Source organism: Streptomyces sp. NPDC050315, from assembly GCF_040655775.1.
Lineage (GTDB): Bacteria > Actinomycetota > Actinomycetes > Streptomycetales > Streptomycetaceae > Streptomyces.
In genome coordinates, this window is record NZ_JBFAKN010000001.1 from 350,374 (window position 1) to 367,168 (window position 16,795).

17 protein-coding genes are annotated in these 16,795 nt (G+C 73.9%); 4 read left to right on the top strand and 13 right to left on the bottom strand.

Annotated elements, in window-relative coordinates:
- Positions 1-42 precede the first annotated feature (42 nt).
- The 7 genes from AB0I82_RS01630 to AB0I82_RS01660 all read right to left on the bottom strand — a co-directional run bounded on the left by AB0I82_RS01630 (position 43) and on the right by AB0I82_RS01660 (position 7,102).
- Complete coding sequence (locus tag AB0I82_RS01630; protein WP_363255007.1) at positions 43-591, bottom strand: type 1 glutamine amidotransferase domain-containing protein; 549 nt, start codon at positions 589-591, stop codon at positions 43-45.
- A 135-nt stretch (positions 592-726) separates the two neighbouring features.
- A complete protein-coding gene (locus AB0I82_RS01635; protein WP_363255008.1) occupies positions 727-1,683 on the bottom strand; it encodes a glycosyltransferase in 957 nt (318 codons plus the stop codon).
- A complete protein-coding gene (locus AB0I82_RS01640) occupies positions 1,680-2,633 on the bottom strand; it encodes a glycosyltransferase (RefSeq protein ID WP_363255009.1) in 954 nt (317 codons plus the stop codon). The genes AB0I82_RS01635 and AB0I82_RS01640 overlap by 4 nt, the downstream gene beginning before the upstream one ends.
- Positions 2,630-3,757: a glycosyltransferase family 9 protein gene (locus AB0I82_RS01645; protein WP_363255010.1), complete on the bottom strand. Its 1,128-nt coding sequence runs from the start codon at positions 3,755-3,757 to the stop codon at positions 2,630-2,632. Before AB0I82_RS01645 ends, AB0I82_RS01640 begins: the two co-directional genes overlap by 4 nt.
- A complete protein-coding gene (rfaE2, locus tag AB0I82_RS01650) occupies positions 3,757-5,241 on the bottom strand; it encodes a D-glycero-beta-D-manno-heptose 1-phosphate adenylyltransferase (RefSeq protein ID WP_363255011.1) in 1,485 nt (494 codons plus the stop codon). Before rfaE2 ends, AB0I82_RS01645 begins: the two co-directional genes overlap by 1 nt.
- Positions 5,238-5,876 carry an SIS domain-containing protein gene (locus AB0I82_RS01655; RefSeq protein ID WP_363255013.1) on the bottom strand — a complete coding sequence of 213 codons (639 nt, stop codon included), beginning with the start codon at positions 5,874-5,876 and terminating at the stop codon, positions 5,238-5,240. The genes rfaE2 and AB0I82_RS01655 overlap by 4 nt, the downstream gene beginning before the upstream one ends.
- Complete coding sequence (locus tag AB0I82_RS01660) at positions 5,873-7,102, bottom strand: glycosyltransferase (protein ID WP_363255014.1); 1,230 nt, start codon at positions 7,100-7,102, stop codon at positions 5,873-5,875. The genes AB0I82_RS01655 and AB0I82_RS01660 overlap by 4 nt, the downstream gene beginning before the upstream one ends.
- A 152-nt stretch (positions 7,103-7,254) precedes the next feature.
- On the opposite strand from AB0I82_RS01660, the gene AB0I82_RS01665 reads away from it, so the two are divergent.
- Positions 7,255-8,448, top strand: a complete 1,194-nt coding sequence (locus tag AB0I82_RS01665) for an RNA-guided endonuclease TnpB family protein (protein ID WP_363255015.1) — start codon at positions 7,255-7,257, stop codon at positions 8,446-8,448.
- Between the two features lie 29 nt (positions 8,449-8,477).
- Here the strand turns inward: AB0I82_RS01665 and AB0I82_RS01670 are convergent, their stop codons facing one another.
- From AB0I82_RS01670 to AB0I82_RS01695, 6 genes are read right to left on the bottom strand one after another with little or no spacing between them, the layout of a single operon-like run.
- Positions 8,478-9,440, bottom strand: a complete 963-nt coding sequence (locus AB0I82_RS01670; RefSeq protein WP_363255016.1) for a glycosyltransferase — start codon at positions 9,438-9,440, stop codon at positions 8,478-8,480.
- Positions 9,437-10,444, bottom strand: coding sequence for a glycosyltransferase family 9 protein (locus tag AB0I82_RS01675; protein WP_363255017.1), 1,008 nt, complete (start codon positions 10,442-10,444; stop codon positions 9,437-9,439). The genes AB0I82_RS01670 and AB0I82_RS01675 overlap by 4 nt, the downstream gene beginning before the upstream one ends.
- Positions 10,441-11,067, bottom strand: a complete 627-nt coding sequence (locus AB0I82_RS01680; protein ID WP_363255018.1) for an HAD-IIIA family hydrolase — start codon at positions 11,065-11,067, stop codon at positions 10,441-10,443. The genes AB0I82_RS01675 and AB0I82_RS01680 overlap by 4 nt, the downstream gene beginning before the upstream one ends.
- A complete protein-coding gene (locus AB0I82_RS01685) occupies positions 11,064-12,122 on the bottom strand; it encodes a glycosyltransferase (RefSeq protein ID WP_363255019.1) in 1,059 nt (352 codons plus the stop codon). Before AB0I82_RS01685 ends, AB0I82_RS01680 begins: the two co-directional genes overlap by 4 nt.
- Complete coding sequence (locus AB0I82_RS01690; protein WP_363255020.1) at positions 12,119-13,762, bottom strand: carbamoyltransferase C-terminal domain-containing protein; 1,644 nt, start codon at positions 13,760-13,762, stop codon at positions 12,119-12,121. The genes AB0I82_RS01685 and AB0I82_RS01690 overlap by 4 nt, the downstream gene beginning before the upstream one ends.
- 12 nt (positions 13,763-13,774) lie before the next feature.
- Positions 13,775-14,821, bottom strand: coding sequence for an NAD-dependent epimerase/dehydratase family protein (locus AB0I82_RS01695; protein WP_363255021.1), 1,047 nt, complete (start codon positions 14,819-14,821; stop codon positions 13,775-13,777).
- Positions 14,822-14,963: 142 nt separating this feature from the next.
- On the opposite strand from AB0I82_RS01695, the gene AB0I82_RS01700 reads away from it, so the two are divergent.
- The 3 genes from AB0I82_RS01700 to AB0I82_RS01710 all read left to right on the top strand — a co-directional run bounded on the left by AB0I82_RS01700 (position 14,964) and on the right by AB0I82_RS01710 (position 16,752).
- Positions 14,964-15,884, top strand: coding sequence for a polysaccharide pyruvyl transferase family protein (locus AB0I82_RS01700; RefSeq protein ID WP_363255022.1), 921 nt, complete (start codon positions 14,964-14,966; stop codon positions 15,882-15,884).
- Between the two features lie 63 nt (positions 15,885-15,947).
- A complete protein-coding gene (locus AB0I82_RS01705) occupies positions 15,948-16,070 on the top strand; it encodes an LPFR motif small protein (RefSeq protein ID WP_308050908.1) in 123 nt (40 codons plus the stop codon).
- Positions 16,071-16,101: 31 nt separating this feature from the next.
- Positions 16,102-16,752 carry an endonuclease gene (locus tag AB0I82_RS01710; RefSeq protein ID WP_363255023.1) on the top strand — a complete coding sequence of 217 codons (651 nt, stop codon included), beginning with the start codon at positions 16,102-16,104 and terminating at the stop codon, positions 16,750-16,752.
- Positions 16,753-16,795 lie beyond the last annotated feature (43 nt).

The following is a 16,795-nucleotide window of genomic DNA, read 5'->3' on the forward strand; positions in this document are numbered from 1 at the left end:
GCCTCCTGCTCGGAAAGAGCTGTGTCAGGAGTGGGGGAACGCTCAGGACTGGTGGTCCTGAGCGGTGAATTCCTTGACCAGCGCGCCGTTGAAGGCGCTCAGGTCGTCCGGCTTGCGGCTGGTGATCAGTGTGTTCGGGCCGCCGGTGCAGACCTTGACCTGCTCGTCGACCCAGACACCGCCCGCGTTGCTGATGTCGGTCCGCAGGCTGGGCCAGGAGGTCAGGGTGCGGCCGCGCACCACGTCCGCCTCGACCAGCGTCCAGGGCGCGTGGCAGATGGCGGCGACCGGCTTGCCCGCGTCGAAGAAGCCCTTGACGAAGGCGACAGCCTTGGCGTCCATGCGCAGGAAGTCGGGGTTGGCGACGCCGCCGGGCAGGACGAGACCGCCGTAGTCCTCGACGCGCGCGTCGGCGACGGCGGAGTCCACGTCGAAGGTGTCGGCCTTGTCGAGGTGATCGAACGCCTGGATCTTCCCGGACTTCGTGGAGACCAGCCGCGGGGAGTGCCCGGCGTCCTTCACGGCCTGCCACGGCTCCGTCAGCTCGACCTGCTCGACGCCTTCGGGGGCCACCAGGAATGCGACCTGCATTGCGCTCACGTCCTTACGGAACGATCGGAATCAGGGGGGTGACATGGGTGCCTTGTTCAGGGTTCCAGGGTTCCACGGTGGTGCCGGACCATGCGTGTCGAGCTGGGCCGAACGCGCCGCGTCGCCGCTTCCGGTTCACCCCACGTACTGCCGTGCCGCGGACCCCCGCCGCGCCTCCTCCAGTGCCGCGATCCGTGCCTCCGTACCGGCGGAGACAGCGGCCCGCTGGCGCAGCACCCAGGGCAGCCCGGCGCACGCACGCCCGAAGGCACGTACCGACGCGAGATCGCGCGGGACCGTCCGGGCGAGGTGCGCGGTACGCCGTACAGCGGGCAGCAGCGGCCGCCGCAACCAGGTGAACCACAACGTGTTGCGCAGGCCGAGGACCCGCCGCTCGGTGCTGTCGCGGGCGGTGGACGCGGCGTGATGAATCGTCAGCCGCTCGTCGTACGCGAGCCACCAGCCGCGCTCGATGAGGTCGGTGGCCAGCAGTTCTTCCTCGCCGCCGAGCCACAGTCCCGGATGGAATCCACCGCCCTCGCGGAACGCCTCGGTGCGCAGTACGGTTGCGGCCGCGAGGAACGAGCCGAGCGCGGGGCCCGGCAGCCAGTCCGGCCCGGAGAGCGGGGAGTCGCGCAGCTCGGCGACCACCGGGTCCTCGGTCCCGGCGGGCTCCACGACGATCCGGGCGGTGACGGCGGCCAGCCGCGGCCGGGCGTCGAGGACGTCCGCGGCGTGCCGCAGCGCGCCGGGGTCCCACCAGGTGTCGTCGTCGCAGAACGCCACATAGGGCGTCGTCGCGAAGTGGACGGCGAGGTTGCGGCCGATGGCACCGAGGTTGCGGCCCGGTCGCAGCAGCCGTACCTCGGGGAACTCCCGCGCCACCGCCTCCGCCGTGCCGTCGGTGGAGGCGTTGTCCGTGACGATGACCGGCGGCCGCTCCGGCAGCGCGCGCAACGAGCGGAGGGTGCGCAGGAGTTCGGCGCGGCGGTTGTGGGTGATGACGACGACGGTGGTACGGCCGTCCGGCCCGGACGTGTCACCGGGCTGTTCCACCGCGGCCACCGTGTTCTTCCCCTCTGGCTGTGTCATGGCTGGTGGGTCCCTGGTCGTACGGAGGACGGTGCGGAGGCGGGGCGCTCCAGGAGGCCGATGGCGCGCTCGACGTGGGCGGGCAGCGGGCGGCGCTTGGCGAGCGCGGGCGGGAGGCGGGCGAGCAGGCCCAGCAGGGCGGCCGCGGCGCCGGGTTCGCCGCGCGCGGCCGCGCCGGCCAGCATGGCGGTGCGGCGCAGGGCGACCCGCAGCGGGCGGCGCAGCCAGCCGGTGAGCGCTTCGTTGCGCTGCAGCAGCGGGGAGCGGCCGGGCCGCGCGGCGGCGCCTGGATGGTGGTGGGCGGTGAGCTCGGGGGTGTACGTCACGCCCCAGCCCGCCGCCGTCAGGTCGTACGCGAGCAGTGTCTCCTCGGCGCCGAAGAAGAGCAGCGGGTGGTAGCCGCCGACGTCCAGGTAGGCGCTGCGGCGGACGACGGCGGCGCAGGCCAGGAAGCCGAGTACGGGCTGCCCGGGGAAGCGGTCGGACGGCGGCAGGGGCGAGTCGGCGAGTACGGCGTTCAGCGGGTCCTCGGCGTCGTCGGGACCGACGAGGGTGCGCGCCGCCAGCAGGCCGAGGTCCGGGTGGTCGTCCAGCAGCTGCGCCGCGGTGGTCAGTGCGCCGGGGGCCCACCAGGAGTCGTCGTCGCTGAACGCGACGTAGGGGGTACGGGCGTGCCGCACCGCGAGGGTCCGGCCGAGCGCGCCCGTGTTGCGGCCGGGGCACAGCACTTCGGCGCCGGCCGGGTGGGCGCGTACGGCGTCGGCCGTGCCGTCCTCGGAGCCGTTGTCCACGACGATGACCGGGGGCCGTTCGGGGAGTTCGGCCAGCCGGTCCAGGGTGTGCAGGACGCCCTCGCGGCGGTTGCGGGTGATGATCGCGACGGTGGTACGGGACGTGGGCCGCGCGCGGTCCCCGGTGAGCCCGGGGGCGGTGTGCTGGTCGGCGGTCATGGGCGGGCCTCCCCGGTGGTCCGGGGCCGGCCCGCGCCGGGTGCGCTGTGGTACGGGACCGCGCCGGGGGCCCGCAGCCTGCGCCGCAGCCGGGAGCGGCCGGACGGTCCGCCGCCGGTCTCGGTGGCGCGGGGCATGGGGGCGATCTCGCGGTCGTGCCAGAACACCGCCTCCAGTACCTCGTCCACGCCGATCCTCAGCAGCAGCGGGTCGGGCTCGGTGCCGTGCGGGTCGCCGGGCGGGCCCGGGTGCCACAGGGCGGTGTGCCGCTCGCTGGGCGGCGGGCCCCACAGGCGCGGCGGGACGGGGCCGAAGAGGGTGACCGACGGGGTGCCGTGGGCGACGGCCAGGTGGGCCGTGCCGGTGTCGCCGCTGACGAGCACGGCGGCGTGCGCGACCAGCGCGGACAGCTCGGCGAACGGCAGCCCGCCGGTGAGGACTTCGCCGGGACCCAGCCCCGCGGCCTCCGCGACGGTCAGGGTCAGGTCCTCCTCCCCCGGGCCGCCGAGCACCACCACCCGTCGTCCCGCGGCGCGCAGCCGGGCGGCGACGGCGCCGAAGCGGCGGGCCGGCCAGCGGCGGGACCCGGCGTCGGCCCCGGGGTGGATGACCACGGCGCCGGGTGCGGCGGAGGGCTCCTCGGGCGCCGGGAGGCGGTAGTTCTCGGGGTCGGCGGCGATGCCGTACGCGCCGAGGACGCTGCACCAGCGGGTGCGTTCGTGCTCGCCGCGCTCCCAGACCTCCAGCGCGGCGGCGGGCGAGTCCGGCGCGGCGTAGGCGATGAGCCGCCCGGGGTGCAGCTCGGCGAGCACATCGGCGCTGGCCGGGCCGTTGCCGTGCAGGTCGATGGCGACGTCGGGGGGCGCGCCGGGCCAGTGCCGCAAGGAGGGTACGCCGCGGGCGGGGGCCTGCGCGGCGAGCACGGCGTCCACGGTGCCGGTGGCCAGCGCCGCGTCGGTCAGGCCCGGCGGCGCGGCGAGCACGATCGCGTGGCCGGGGAAGTGCCGGCGCACGGCGCGCAGCGCGGGCACCCCGGCCAGCAGGTCCCCCAGGCCCAGCGCGCGCAGCACCAGGAGGCGGGGGCGGGGCGAGGTGGGTCCGGTCGGTACGGCGGCGGAGGTCATCACACCACCCTGTCGGCCGTGGCGCCGGGCAGCGGGTCACCGTGCGGGTCGGCGAGCCGTCCTGCGGCGCGCTCGGCCAGCTTCGTACTGGACCGCCCGTCCAGGTAAGGCAGCAGCATGACCTGGCCGCCCCAGCCCTCCAGTACCTTCGTCTCCGGCATCCGGGTCAGGGCGTAGTCGCCGCCCTTGACCCAGATGTGCGGGCGGAGTTCCTTCAGGACCTGCTCGGGGGTGTCTTCTTCGAAGACGGTGACCGCGTCGACGCAGCCGAGCGCCTGGAGGACGCGTACTCGGTCGGCGGCGGGCACGATGGGCCGTTCGTCGCCCTTGCGGCGGCGTACGGACGCATCGGAGTTCAGGCACACGATGAGGCAGTCACCGGCCCGGCGGGCGGCCTGCAGCAGCGCGACGTGCCCGGCGTGCAGCAGGTCGAAGCAGCCGCCGGCCGCGACGACGGTGCCGCCCGCGGCGCGTACCCGGGCGGCGAGTTCGGTGGCGCTCTCGCCACCGCCCTCAGGTGCGGCGGCGTTGGTGAAGTGGGTGGTGAAGCCGTGTGCGCCGCCGTCCTCGACGAACTGGGTGGCCGCGTGGACGGCACCTTGTACGGCGTCCTCGGGCAGCGCCTCGTCGGCCAGCAGCCCGGCCGCGCAGGCGGCGAAGCAGTCCCCGGCGCCGCAGGCGTCGCCCTGCGCGCTCCACGGCGCGGGCACCAGCATGGGTGCCTCGCCGTGCGTCAGCAGCGCGCCGCGCTCCCCCATCGTCACCGCCACCGAGGCGGCCTTCCAGGAGCGCAGCAGCGTACGGGCGTCGGAGGCGGCCTGGGCGAGCTGGACGCGCGCGCCGTCGGCGGCCGGCTCGTCGCGGCCGGGGCGGGGACGCGTGGCGGCCGGACGGGCGTCCTCGGCGAGCGCGGTGGCGAAGGTGCGGGCCTCGGCGGCCGCGGGGGTGGCCAGCTTCACGCCCGGGACGGGCGGCTGCCCGTTGGGGTGCGGGTCCCAGACGAGGGGTACGCGCCGGGCGGCGCGGGCGAGGGCTTCGCGTACGGCGTCGGCGGTGCCCCGGCCGTAGTCCGCGACGAGCACGGTCCCGGCGGCGGCGATCGCCTGCTCGGCCTCCTCCGTCGCGCCGCCCGCCCGGCCGTCGCCCTCGTCCAGCCGGAGCAGCGGGCGGTCCCGTGCCATCAGCCGGGTCTTGCTGGACAGCGCGCCGGACAGCGGGAGTTCGACCAGCTTGACCCGGTCGGTGAGCAGCCTGCGCAGCGTGCGGCTGGTCTCGTCGTCGCCGAGCGCGGTGACGAAGGTGACCTCGCGGCCGTCCTCGGCGGCCAGACAGGCGGCGAGCGCCGCGCCGCCCGGACGGACGGTGCGGCGCAGGCCTTTCAGTACGGGCACGGGCGCGTCGGGCGCGAGCCGTTCGGCGCGTCCGGAGAGGTCGTGGTCGAGCAGGCTGTCGCCGACCACGAGCAGCGGGGCGTTACGGCTCATGCTTCCTCCACCCGTACGGCGTCCAGCGCCGGTTCGCGGCGGGCGGCGCCGTCCTGTTGGGCCACGGTCCGGTCGAACGCCTCGCAGATCATGTGGACGGCGACCAGGTGGAGTTCCTGGACGGTGGCGGGCACCGGCGCGTCCACGCACAGCGCCTCGTCCCCGGCCGCCTCCAGTGGGTTGGGGGCCGGTCCGGTCAGCGCCCAGACGGTCATGCCGATGCGGCGGGCCTCGGTCGCGGCGGTCAGCAGGTTGGCGCTGGCGCCGCTGGTGGACATCAGCAGCAGCACGTCGCCGGGGCGGCCGTGGGCGCGGGTCTGCCGCGCGAACACCTCCTGCACGCCGTAGTCGTTGGCGATGGCGGTGGTGGAGGAGGTGTCGGCGTGCAGCGCGAGCGCCGAGTAGGCCGGGCGGTCCTCGCGGTACCGGCCGACGAGTTCGGCGGTGAGGTGCTGGGCCTGGGCGGCGCTGCCGCCGTTGCCGGCGACCAGCAGCCGGGCGCCGTGGCCGAGGCGGTCGGCCAGTCGGCTGCCCCAGGCTTCGAGCCGGGATGCGGAGGCGCGGAAGCGCGCCAGCGCGTCCTCCAGTTCGTCGCAGTGGCGGCCTTCATCAAGGCCGTCGTCGAGTGCGGTCATCGGGCCACCCCCGAGAGTGCGGGTACGGAGAGCAGGCCGTCGTAGACGGCGGCGACGCCTTGGGCGACGCGCTCCCAGGTGTAGCGGTCCAGGGCGCGTTCGCGGCCCGCGGCGCCGAGGCGGGCGAGCAGTTCGGGGTCGGCCAGCAGGTTCCGGATGATCCGGTCCAGGCCGTGCTCCTCGACGGGCGGGACGAGGACGCCGGTGACACCGTCGACGACCGTGTCGAGGTGCCCGCCGACGGCGGTGGCGACCACCGGGGTCCGGCAGGCCATCGCCTCGATGGGAACGATGCCGAACGGCTCGTAGCGCGGCAGCGAGAGCACCAGGTCGGCGCTGGACATCAGCGCGGGCATCGCCTCGTGCGAGACCCGGCCCAGCAGCCGTACCCGATCGCTCACGCCGTACTCCTCGGCCACCTTGCGCAGCCGGTTCGCCTCCGGGTCGTCGAAGAGCAGTGGCTCGTCCGGCCCGCCGGCGATGAGGAGTTCGGCGCCGGGGATGCCGGCCAGGGCGCGGATGGCCCGGTCGAAGCCCTTGCGGGGGACGAGCCGGCCGACGGCGAGCAGCCGCTTCGGGCCGTCCGGGCGGCGGGCGTCGGGCACGGGCGCGAAGTGACTGGTATCCACGCCGCAGGGCACAACGCGTACGTGGCTGCGCGGAATGCCCATCCCGAGCAGCTCACCTACCTCGTCCGAACAGGTCGCGAGGACGCGGCGGCAGCTTCTGCCGATGCGGGCCTCGGTCTCGATGCGCTCGGGCGGGCTGGTGTCGTCGGAGCCCTGGTAGCGCCGCTTGACGGTGCCGAGCGCGTGGTACGTCTGGACGACGGGGATGCCCAGGTCGCGGGCGCCGACCAGGGCCGCCGTGCCCGACATCCAGAAGTGCGCGTGTACAAGGCCGGGCGGGGCCGCTGCCCACGTACGCGCCAAATAACGCCCGAACTCCGGCATGTGCGCGGGCAGTTCATCCTTCGGCACGGGGGCCGGGGGCCCGGCCGGTACGTGCACGACCTTGAAGCCGTCGCGGGTGGTGACCGTCTGCGCCAGTGCGGGATCGTCACGCCGGGTGTACACCGTGACGTCGTGCCCGCGCCGCACGAGGTGCCGGGCGAGCTGCGCCACGTACACGTTCTGACCGCCCGCGTCCGGCCCGCCGAGTGCGGCCAGCGGGCTGGCGTGCTCGGAGACCATGGCGACGCGGAAGGCGGGGGCTTCGTACTTCATCTGGGTCCTCCGTGGATACTGCCGCGTTGGCGCGGGAGAGGAAACGGACTCCTGCGGAGCAGGGCAGGGAGCGGCGGTGCGCCGCCAAGTGGACCGCCGTGCCCTGACCTGCAGGATTGGTGTGCACAGGCAGGCACGCTAATTTGTGAAGCGTGCAGACCTTCCCCGTGAAGCGGGCTTTCAGGTACCGCTTCTCTCCGACCGAGGCGCAAGCGGCTGAGCTGTCGCGCACGTTCGGTTGCGTGCGGAAGGTGTACAACATGGCGCTCGCCGCCCGCACCGAGGCGTGGGCACGTGGTGAGCGAGTGAACTACAACGCCACCTCGGCGATGCTGACGGCATGGAAGAAGACCGAGGAACTGGCCTACCTCAACGAGGTCTCCTCCGTACCGCTGCAGCAGTGCCTGCGGCACCTGCAAGGCGCGTTCGTCGGTTTCTGGGAGAAGCGGGCCCGGTACCCGCGGTTCAAGTCCAAGAAGAAGTCCCGCGCCTCGGCGGAGTACACCAGCTCCGCCTTCCGCTACCGCGACGGCCGTCTGACGCTGGCGAAGATGCGCGAACCGCTGGACATCCGCTGGTCGCGTCCGCTGCCCCAGGACGCGGCACCGTCCACGGTGACCGTGTCCCAGGATTCGGCCGGGCGCTGGTTCGTCTCCCTGCTGTGCGAGGACCCCGACGTCAAGCCGCTCCCCACCACGGATGCAGCGGTCGGCATCGACGCGGGCCTGGACCACCTTCTCACCCTCTCCACGGGCGAGAAGATCGCCAATCCCCGGCACGAGCGCAAGGACCGGGCCCGCCTGGCGAAGGCCCAGCGGGCGCTGGCCAAGAAGGCGAAGGGCTCGGCGAACCGGGCCAGGGCCCGGCGCAAGGTCGCACGCATCCACGCCCGGATCGCCGACCGCCGCCGCGACCACCTCCACAAGATCACCACTCGTCTCGTGCGTGAGAACCAAACGCTCGTGATCGAGGACCTGACCGTGCGCAACATGGTCAAGAACCGGAGCATGGCTCGCGCCATCAGCGACGCGGCGTGGTCGCAGTTCCGGGAACTCTTGGAGTACAAGGCCGCCTGGTACGGACGTGAGGTGATCGCCGTGGACCGGTGGTTCCCCTCCTCCAAGTTGTGCTCCGCCTGTGGTGCTCTCCAGGAGAAGATGCCGCTGCACGTCCGTACCTGGACGTGCGACTGCGGAACGACCCACGACCGGGACGTGAACGCAGCGATCAACATCAAGGCCGTCGGGCTGACGGTCGCTGCCTGTGGAGACGGTGTAAGACCTCAGCGGCGTACGCCGGGCGGGCAGTCGGCGACGAAGCAGGAAACCCCGCGGCGCGAGCCGTAGGAATTTCCCTCGTGCACGGGGGAGAGAAGTCAACGCGTGACCTCTTTCATCAGTTGATCCCAGTCGTCCAGGAAGCGCCCCACCCCGTAGCGGGCCTGTACTGCGGCCCTCGCTTCCCGGCCCGTCCGTTCGGCGAGGTCCCGGTCGGCGGTGAAGGCGCGGACCGCGTCGGTCAGCGTCTCCAGGCGGTTCGAGACCACGCCGGCCCCCTCGGGGACGGCCTCGCGTACCTCGGTGGTGTCCAGTGCCACGACGGGCATCCCGAGGAACATGGCTTCCAGCAGGGAGAGCCCGAGCGAGGTCCACCGGATCGGGTGGACGTACACCCGGCAGCGGGCCAGCGCGCTGTGCAGCTCTCCTTGCGGCAGGTCACGGGTGCGGCACCGGTCCGGTGACAGGCCCAGGTGGCGGGCCAGCCCGTCGGTGCGCATGCCGAAGACGTCCAGCGGCGCCGCGGCGGCGAACCGCGGCAGCAGGTCGGTGCCGGTGGTACGGCCGCGCCGCACCGGTTCGTTGACGACGACGGCGGCCCGCTGCTCCTCGCCGGTCCAGCGCGGGCCCGGGTCGATGATGCCGTGCTCCACGACGGTGGTCGGGGCGCGGCCGTTGTCCCACATCAGCCGGTTGAAGTGGGTGACGTGGACGAGCGGGATGTCGTCGCGGTCGGCGAGCGGATGACGGGTGTCCACGGGCGTCTCGTGCGGGGTGTTGTGCTCGACGTAGACGGCGGGGACGTCGCGTCCCGGGCGCCGTCCGGTCCATTCGTACGCCAGCTCCAGCTCGTGCGGGCGTTGCAGGACCATCAGGTCGATGTCGGCCTCGCGCAGCTGCTCGGGGGAGAGTTCCTGGACGGTGGCCGGCCAGTCCCAGGTCCGGGCGCGGCCCAGGCCGTCCGGGCCGCGGTCCGGTGTCACCGGGACCAGGTAGGTGTGGGCCCCCTGGACGAATGCGGTGATCCAGGAGCCGTGCACATGCCAGATGAGGATGTTCATGTGCTCTCCTTGAGCAGTTTCTGCACGGCGAGCACCACGTCGGTGGCGGTGACGTCGTCCAGACAGGGGTGTCCTGGCTGCGGGCAGTGCCGCGCACGGGTCCCGGCGCACGGCGCCTGCTGGTCGCCGAGGAGGATCGTCGACACTCCGTACGGCGCCCACCGCTCGGCGGGTACCACGGGAGCGAACAGCGACACGACGGGCGTGCCGACGGCCGCGGCCAGGTGCGCGGGCCCGGTGTTCCCGCTGACGACCACGTCGGCGGAGCGCAGCACTCCGGCCAGCCCGCGGGGGTCGGTGCGGCCGCCGAGGTCGCGGGCCACCTCGCCGCTGACCTCCCGGGTCAGCGCGGTCTCGTCGGGGCCGCCGGTGACGATGACGCGGTGGCCCGCGTCGGCGAGCGCGGCGACCGCTTCGGCGCAGCGGTACGGGCTCCAGGCGCGGGCCGGTGCGCTGGCGCCGGGGTGCACCACGACGTAGGGGCCGTTGCCGGTGAGGCCCACGGTGTCCGGGGGCGGCAGGACGCGCAGCCGGCCGTCGTCGGTGGGCTCGGGGAGGAAGCCGAGCGCGGCCGCGGTGTCGAGCGCGGCCTCGGCCTCGTGCCGCCCTGGCAGCCGGCGGTGGCGTACGTCCAGCAGCTGCCCGGGGTGGTCGCGGCTGTCGGCGCCGATCCGGCCGACGTGGGCCATCCGCAGCAACAGGGCGGCGGGCAGCGGGCTTTGATGGAAGGAGGTGAGGATGAGGGCGGTGTCGTACGCGCCCTCGCGCACCCGGCGGATCAGGCCGTGCACATCCGCGTCGTCCACGCTCGGCGGGCTGAAGCCCTCCCAGGGCGCCTCCCACACCAGTACGTCGTCGACCCCGGGCAGCATCCGGGCCGCGTCCTCGCCGCGCGGGCCGCACAACATGGTGACGTGCGAGGACTGCGCGGCGACCGCCCGGACGGCCGGGCCCGCCAGCAGCACGTCGCCGAAGCTGTCGAGGCGTACCACGAGTGATCTCACCGGTCCCACCCCCAGGTCTCCGCGACGGGGACGGGCGCGGTCTCCGGTCCGTGGCCGAGCAGCAGCCGTACGGCGCTGAGCACGTCGGGCGCGGTGCACGGCGCGGCGGTGACCTCTTCGGGGCGGGTGACGGCGTTGGGGACGAGGACGGCGCGGGCACCGGCGGCCTGCGCGGCCAGCACATCGGCGCCGATGTCCCCGATCACCACGCACTTCTCGGCCGGTACGGCGAGCCGCCGGGCCGCCTCGATGACCAGGCCGGGCTTGGGCTTGCGGCAGTGGCAGCCGGCATAGGGGTGGTGCGGGCAGTACACCCAGGTGCCGAAGCCGCCGAGCGCGTCGTCCACCCGGGCGTTGACCAGGCGGACCTGATTCTCGGTGAGCAGGCCGCGGCCCACGCCCGACTGGTTGCTGACGACGGCGGTGGGGATGCCGGCGGCGCGCAACAACCGGAGCGCTTCGGGCACCCCGGGCAGCACGCGCACCAGCCGCGGGTCGCTGTTGTAGGGCACGTCCTCGATGAGTGTGCCGTCCCGGTCGAAGAGGACGGCGGCGGGCCGCTCGTGCCGCCCGCCGGGCCTATCACCCACGGGGTGCGTGCCTTCGTGGCGCGGATCGCTCATGCGGCACCTCGCCAGGCCGTCGCGCGCCGGTGCGCCAGCTCGCCGCGCAGACGGTGGGCGACGGCGAGCGGCGGGATGACCGCGCTGGTGCAGAGCATGGTGGTGACCTCGTGCCGGGTGCGCGGGCCCGGGGCGATGCGGGCCCAGGCGAACTCGGCGGTGCCCAGCGCCCACAGGGTCCCGGCGAGCGCGGCGGCGCGCGGGCGGCGGGCCAGCGCCAGCGCTGCCGCTGCGGTGGCGGCGGCGGTGATGACGGCGTGCCCGGCGAGCCGGCCGCGTGGCGCGTCGGCCCGGTGCCACCAGTCGCCGCCGTGCAGCCGCCGCATCAGCGCGTCGTCGGCGTTGCCGCGCTGGACGCGTACGGAGACCCAGCGGTCGGCGGGGCGTACCGGGTGGTGGGTGAGGCGCTCGCCGCGGCGCAGGCTCCAGCCCGCGTTCATGACGCGCAGCGCCAGGTCGGCGTCCTCGCGGAAGGCGCGCGGGAACCGCTCGTCGAAGCCGCCGACATCGCGGAGGGCCGCGCTGCGGTACGCCATGTCGGCGGTCGCCCAGGCGGCGCCTTCCAAGCCCGCGGTGCCGCGCTCCCAGTCGGTGTGGCGCCGCCCCGCGTCGAGTGGTACGTGGAGGCGGCCCTGTACGCCGCCGGTGCGGACATCGGCCGCGGCGAGGTCGGCGGTGAGGCGGCGGCTCCAGTCGGGCGTCACCCGCACGTCGTCGTCGAGGAAGACGACCCAGGGCGTATTGACGGCGGCCAGGCCCGCGTTCCGGGCTGCGGCCGGGCCGCGTCCGCCGGTGGCCTTCGTACGGATGCGGTCGCTCAAGGGCCCGGCGGCTTCCAGAGGCAGCGGCTCTCCGGGCTCGGGCCGGTCGTCGACCAGTACCACCTGGTCGGGCCGGGGCTCTCCTGCCTCGGCGAGGGACCGCAGGCAGTCGGTGAGGCAGGGCCTGCCGAGGGTCGGTATGACGACGGCGTAGGAGACCTCAGCTCCGGCGGCGCGGTGCCCGGGGCCCGCAGTGTCGGTCGCGGTACTTGCCGGAGTGTCGGGCGGTGTCATGCGAACGCCCTCCCCCGGCGGACCGCGAACGGCCCGATGGCCAGCAGGTCGACCGGCGCGCTGCCGAAGCACTCCAGCGCCTCACGCGGGCTGTCGACCATGGGGCGGCCCGCCGTGTTCAGGCTGGTGTTGACCACGACGGGGATGCCGGTGCGCCGGTCGAAGGCCGCCAGCATGCGGGCGACCAGCGGTTCGGTGCGTTCCTCGACGGTCTGCACGCGGGCCGTGCCGTCGACGTGCACCACGGCGGGGATCTTCGCGCGCCACGGCTCGCGCACATCGTGCACGAAGAGCATGTACGGGCTGGGCAGCGGCCCGCCCTCGAACAGCTCGGCGGCCCGGTCCTCCAGGACCATCGGCGCGACGGGCCGGAACTCCTCGCGGCCCTTCACGGCGTTGAGCCGTTCGAGGTTGTCCGGGTGTCCGGGGTGGGCGAGCAGGGAGCGGTGGCCGAGCGCCCGCGGGCCGTACTCGCTGCGGCCCTGGTACCAGGCGACGATGCCGTTGTTGGCCAGTTCCTCGGCGACCGTCTCGGCGATGTCGTCGGGCTCCTCGTACGGTACGGCGGCCTCCTCCAGGACGGCGCGCAGCTCCTCGTCGGACCAGCCGCGGCCGAGCGCGGCGGTCGGCATCGGGGCGACGGGGGCCGCTTCCTGTTCCTGGGCGACGTGCAGCGCGGCGCCGAGCGCCGTACCGGCGTCACCGGCGGCGGGCTGGACCCAGATGTCCTCGTACGGACCGTCCCGGTACAGGCGGGAGTTGGCCACGCAGTTCAGCGCGACGCCGCCGGCCAGGGACAGGGTCCGGCGGCCGGTCTTGTCGTGCAGCCAGCGGCCGAGGTCGAGGGTCATGTCCTCCAGGCACGCCTGGGCGCTGGCGGCGAGGTCGGCGTGGTCGGTGGTGATCCGGCGGCCGGAGAGGCGGCGCGGCACCATCCGTTCCCAGGGGACGTGTTCGGCGACGTAGCCGCCGGTGCCGTCGGCGTAGACGTACTCGCGCAGCTGGTCGCGAAAGCGGGGCGTGCCGTAGGAGGCGAGCGCCATCACCTTGTACTCGTCGCTGCTGCGCAGGAAGCCGAGGTGGTCGGTGAGCTCTTCGTAGAACAGGCCGAGGGAGTGCGGGAGTTCCTGGGCGGCGAGGACCTTCAGCTCGCCGTCGGAGTAGGCGCCCGCGAGGTGCGAGGCGCACTCGCCGCGGCCGTCGAGGACCAGGACGGCGCTGTCGTCGTACGGGGAGGCCAGCCCGGCGGAGGCCGCGTGGGCGACGTGGTGGGCCACGAAGCGGACGCGTTCGGGCTTCAGGCCCGGCAGCGCTTCGGCGAGGAATTCCGGTGCCCGGCGGGCGTACTCCTGGCGGAGCTCGTCCCAGGGGTCGTCCAGGCCCATCATCTCGGCGGGGCGGGAGAGTTCGGGGTCGTAGGAGTAGGCGACCGCGTCGAGGTCCGCGGGGGTCAGGCCGGCCTGTTCCAGGCACCAGCGGGCGGAGAGCTCGGGCAGTTCCCAGGCGGCGAAGGGGACCGGGCGCTTGCCGTGCTTACGGCGGCTGAACCGTTCCTCTTCCGCGGCGGCGACGGTCCTGCCGTCGATGACGAGGGCTGCTGCGGGGTCATGAAACAGAGCGTTGACACCAAGGACGCGCATGGAGTGATCCGTTCACGGGTGCGGGGCTTCTTCGGGCGGTGCGGCGTGGGCGGGAGGGGCCGCCGCGGGCTGCGCGGTGAGCCGTTCGCGGGGGTCGCGGCTCGCGAAGTAGCCGATGGTGCGCTTGATACCTTCCTCCCACGCGACCTTCGGCTCCCAGCCGAACATCTCGCGGGCCAGCGAGGTGTCGGGCCGCCGCCGTTCGGGGTCGTCCTCGGGCCGTTCGATGTAGCGCAGCTCCGACCTGGAGCCGGTCAGTGCCACGATGCGGCGCGCGATCTCGGCGATGGGCGTCTCGTCGCCGCCGCCGATGTTGACGGGGCGTACCGCGCGGCTCGCGGCCACCAGCAGTACGCCGTCGACGGTGTCGTCGACGTAGCACAGCGAGCGGGTCTGCTCGCCGCTGCCGGCCACGGTCAGCGGTTCGCCGGCCAGCGCCTGGCAGATGAACGTGGGGACCGCCCGGCCGTCGTGGGCCCGCATCCGCGGACCGTAGGTGTTGAACATCCGGACGATGCCTGCGTTGGTTCCCTTGGCGCCGACGTGTGCGGTGACCAGTGCCTCGGAGAAGCGCTTGGACTCGTCGTACACGCTGCGCGGGCCGACCGGGTTGACGTTCCCCCAGTAGTCCTCGCGCTGCGGGTGCATGAGGGGGTCGCCGTACACCTCGGAGGTCGAGGCGAGGACGAGGCGTGCGCTGTCGCGGTGCGCGATGGCCAGCGCGTTCCGCGTGCCGAGGCTCCCGACGTCGAGCGTCTCCAGGGGCATCCGGAGGTAGTCGGCGGGTGAGGCGGGGCACGCGAAGTGCAGGACGAGGTCGTAGGGGCCGCGGAGTTCGTCCACGCACTGCGGGAGGCAGACGTCCCGGTCCAGGAAGCGGAAGCCGGGACGGCCGAGCAGGTGCTCGATGTTGTCCATCGAGCCCGAGGACAGGTTGTCCACGCAGTCGACCTCGACGTCGCTCTCCAGCAGGCGTTCGCAGAGGTGGGAACCGAGGAAGCCGGCACCTCCGGTCACGAGCGCTCGCCGCCACGTCGGTCGCAAGGGCAGGGCAGTCACGCGTCGTCCTCCTTTCCGTGCGGCATGGCACTGGCAGACACTGAGTGTCCCGTTTCGATGCTTTTACGCATCTCCGTCCGTTCTACCGGCGCCGGACGGGGTACGCCTCCTGAGTGCACGCCGAGTGAAGGAGCAAACGTCCATGCACCACCCGCTTCAAGCCCTGGCCGACGACCTGCTCGCCCGCCCCGGAGGACCCGGACGGACGCTGCTGACCGGGTGGTTCAGCTTCGACGACGGCGAGGTCACGGTCGGCGACGCGCTGGCCCAGCGCCGGGTGTCCCAGGCGCTCACGGCGTGCGGCATCGCGCACGACACCGCCTGGAGCCGCGGCTTCGCGCCCGAATGCATGCCGCTGGACGCCGCCGACCCCGCCGCGTACGGCCATGTGGTCTTCACCTGCGGACCGGTACACGGAGAGCAACTTCGACGCCTGCACCGGCAGTTCAGCAGCTGCCGCCGGCTGGCCGTCGGCGTGAGCGTCATCGACCCCGGCGACCCCGCGGTGACCGGCTTCGACCGGGTCTTCGCCCGGGACGAGCCCACCGCAGCGCCCGCCGTCGACCTGGCCGCCGGGGCTCCGCTGCACTCCGTGCCACCCCTGGCCGGAGTGGTGCTGACGTACGGGCAGGGCGAGTACGCGGAGCGGCGGCGGCATGACACGGTCGGCGGCGCGCTGATCGAGTGGCTCACCCGGCTGGACTGCACCCGGGTGGCCGCCGACACCCGGCTCGCCATCGACGACTGGCGGCACTGCGCGACCCCGGAGCAGTTCATGGGGCTCGCCGCCCGGCTGGACGCCGTGGTCACCAATCGGCTGCACGGCATGGTGCTGGGACTGCGGGCCGGTACGCCGGTGCTGGCCGTCGATCCCGTACTGGGCGGCGCGAAGGTGACCGCCCAGGCGCGGGCGCTGCGTTGGCCCGCGGTGATCCCGGCGGACGAGGTGACGCCGAAGGCCCTGGACCGGTGGTGGGAGTGGTGCCTGTCCCCCGCGGGCCAGGCCGCGGCCGGGCGGCGGGCGCGGCTCATGGAGCGGGCCCACGGGTCCCACCGGCCATGATTACGTTCCGCGATTCCGGTAACCCGAGGGACAGGAACAGTCCCACCTATATAAGGAGGAATCGTGCTCAGCGCCATCGCCGACGTACTGCGGGCCATCGGCAGCACCATTGCCGCCGTGGTCACCCTCCCCTTCCGCGCGCTCGCCCGGCTCTTCGGCGGCGCCTCGCGAGGCGCCCACCGCTAGTCCTCCAGTCCCCCTCTCAAGGAGTACCGGTATGACGGGTGACCGGCGGAAGACCGTGCAGGCCCTGTTGGAGACGCACGGGCAGACCTACGCGGCGGAGGCGGGCATCACGCTCCGTGACACCCCGCAGCCGCTGTATCAGCTGCTCGTGCTCTCCTGTCTGCTCAGCGCGCGCATCCGGGCCTCGGTCGCGGTGGCCGCGGCGCGCGAGCTCTTCGAGGCGGGCATGCGGGACGCCCGGTCCATGCGGGAGGCGACCTGGCAGCAGCGGGTCGACGCGCTGGGCCGGGGCAGCTACCGCCGGTACGACGAGCGCACGTCCACCCAGCTCGGGGACGGTGCGCAGCTGCTGCTGGACGAGTACCACGGTGATCTGCGGCGGCTGCGGGAGGAGGCCGGCGGGGACGTGGACCGGCTGAAGGAGCTGCTGCAGAAGGTTCCGGGGCTCGGCCCGGCCGGCGCGGACATCTTCCTGCGCGAGGCCCAGGCCGTGTGGCGGGACCTCGCCCCGTACATCGACAGCAAGGCCTTGCAAGGCGCGGAGCGGCTCGGCCTGCCCAAGAAGCCCGAGGAGCTGGCGGGGCTGGTGTCCGCCGACGACACCGCCGCGCTGGCCGCGGCGCTGGTCCGGGCCGCGCTGGAGAAGTCCGTGGTGGAGGACGTCGAGCAGGAGACGTCCTAACGGTCCTCACGACGAAGGGGCCGGGACTCGTGCGAGTCCCGGC

Coding starts and splice junctions, on each gene's coding strand:
- AB0I82_RS01630 (WP_363255007.1), bottom strand. CDS start 591: ATGCAGGTCGCATTCCTGGTGGCCCCCGAAGGCGTCGAGCAGGTCGAG.
- AB0I82_RS01635 (WP_363255008.1), bottom strand. CDS start 1,683: ATGACACAGCCAGAGGGGAAGAACACGGTGGCCGCGGTGGAACAGCCC.
- AB0I82_RS01640 (WP_363255009.1), bottom strand. CDS start 2,633: ATGACCGCCGACCAGCACACCGCCCCCGGGCTCACCGGGGACCGCGCG.
- AB0I82_RS01645 (WP_363255010.1), bottom strand. CDS start 3,757: ATGACCTCCGCCGCCGTACCGACCGGACCCACCTCGCCCCGCCCCCGC.
- rfaE2 (WP_363255011.1), bottom strand. CDS start 5,241: ATGAGCCGTAACGCCCCGCTGCTCGTGGTCGGCGACAGCCTGCTCGAC.
- AB0I82_RS01655 (WP_363255013.1), bottom strand. CDS start 5,876: ATGACCGCACTCGACGACGGCCTTGATGAAGGCCGCCACTGCGACGAA.
- AB0I82_RS01660 (WP_363255014.1), bottom strand. CDS start 7,102: ATGAAGTACGAAGCCCCCGCCTTCCGCGTCGCCATGGTCTCCGAGCAC.
- AB0I82_RS01670 (WP_363255016.1), bottom strand. CDS start 9,440: ATGAACATCCTCATCTGGCATGTGCACGGCTCCTGGATCACCGCATTC.
- AB0I82_RS01680 (WP_363255018.1), bottom strand. CDS start 11,067: ATGAGCGATCCGCGCCACGAAGGCACGCACCCCGTGGGTGATAGGCCC.
- AB0I82_RS01685 (WP_363255019.1), bottom strand. CDS start 12,122: ATGACACCGCCCGACACTCCGGCAAGTACCGCGACCGACACTGCGGGC.
- AB0I82_RS01690 (WP_363255020.1), bottom strand. CDS start 13,762: ATGCGCGTCCTTGGTGTCAACGCTCTGTTTCATGACCCCGCAGCAGCC.
- AB0I82_RS01700 (WP_363255022.1), top strand. CDS start 14,964: ATGCACCACCCGCTTCAAGCCCTGGCCGACGACCTGCTCGCCCGCCCC.
- AB0I82_RS01710 (WP_363255023.1), top strand. CDS start 16,102: ATGACGGGTGACCGGCGGAAGACCGTGCAGGCCCTGTTGGAGACGCAC.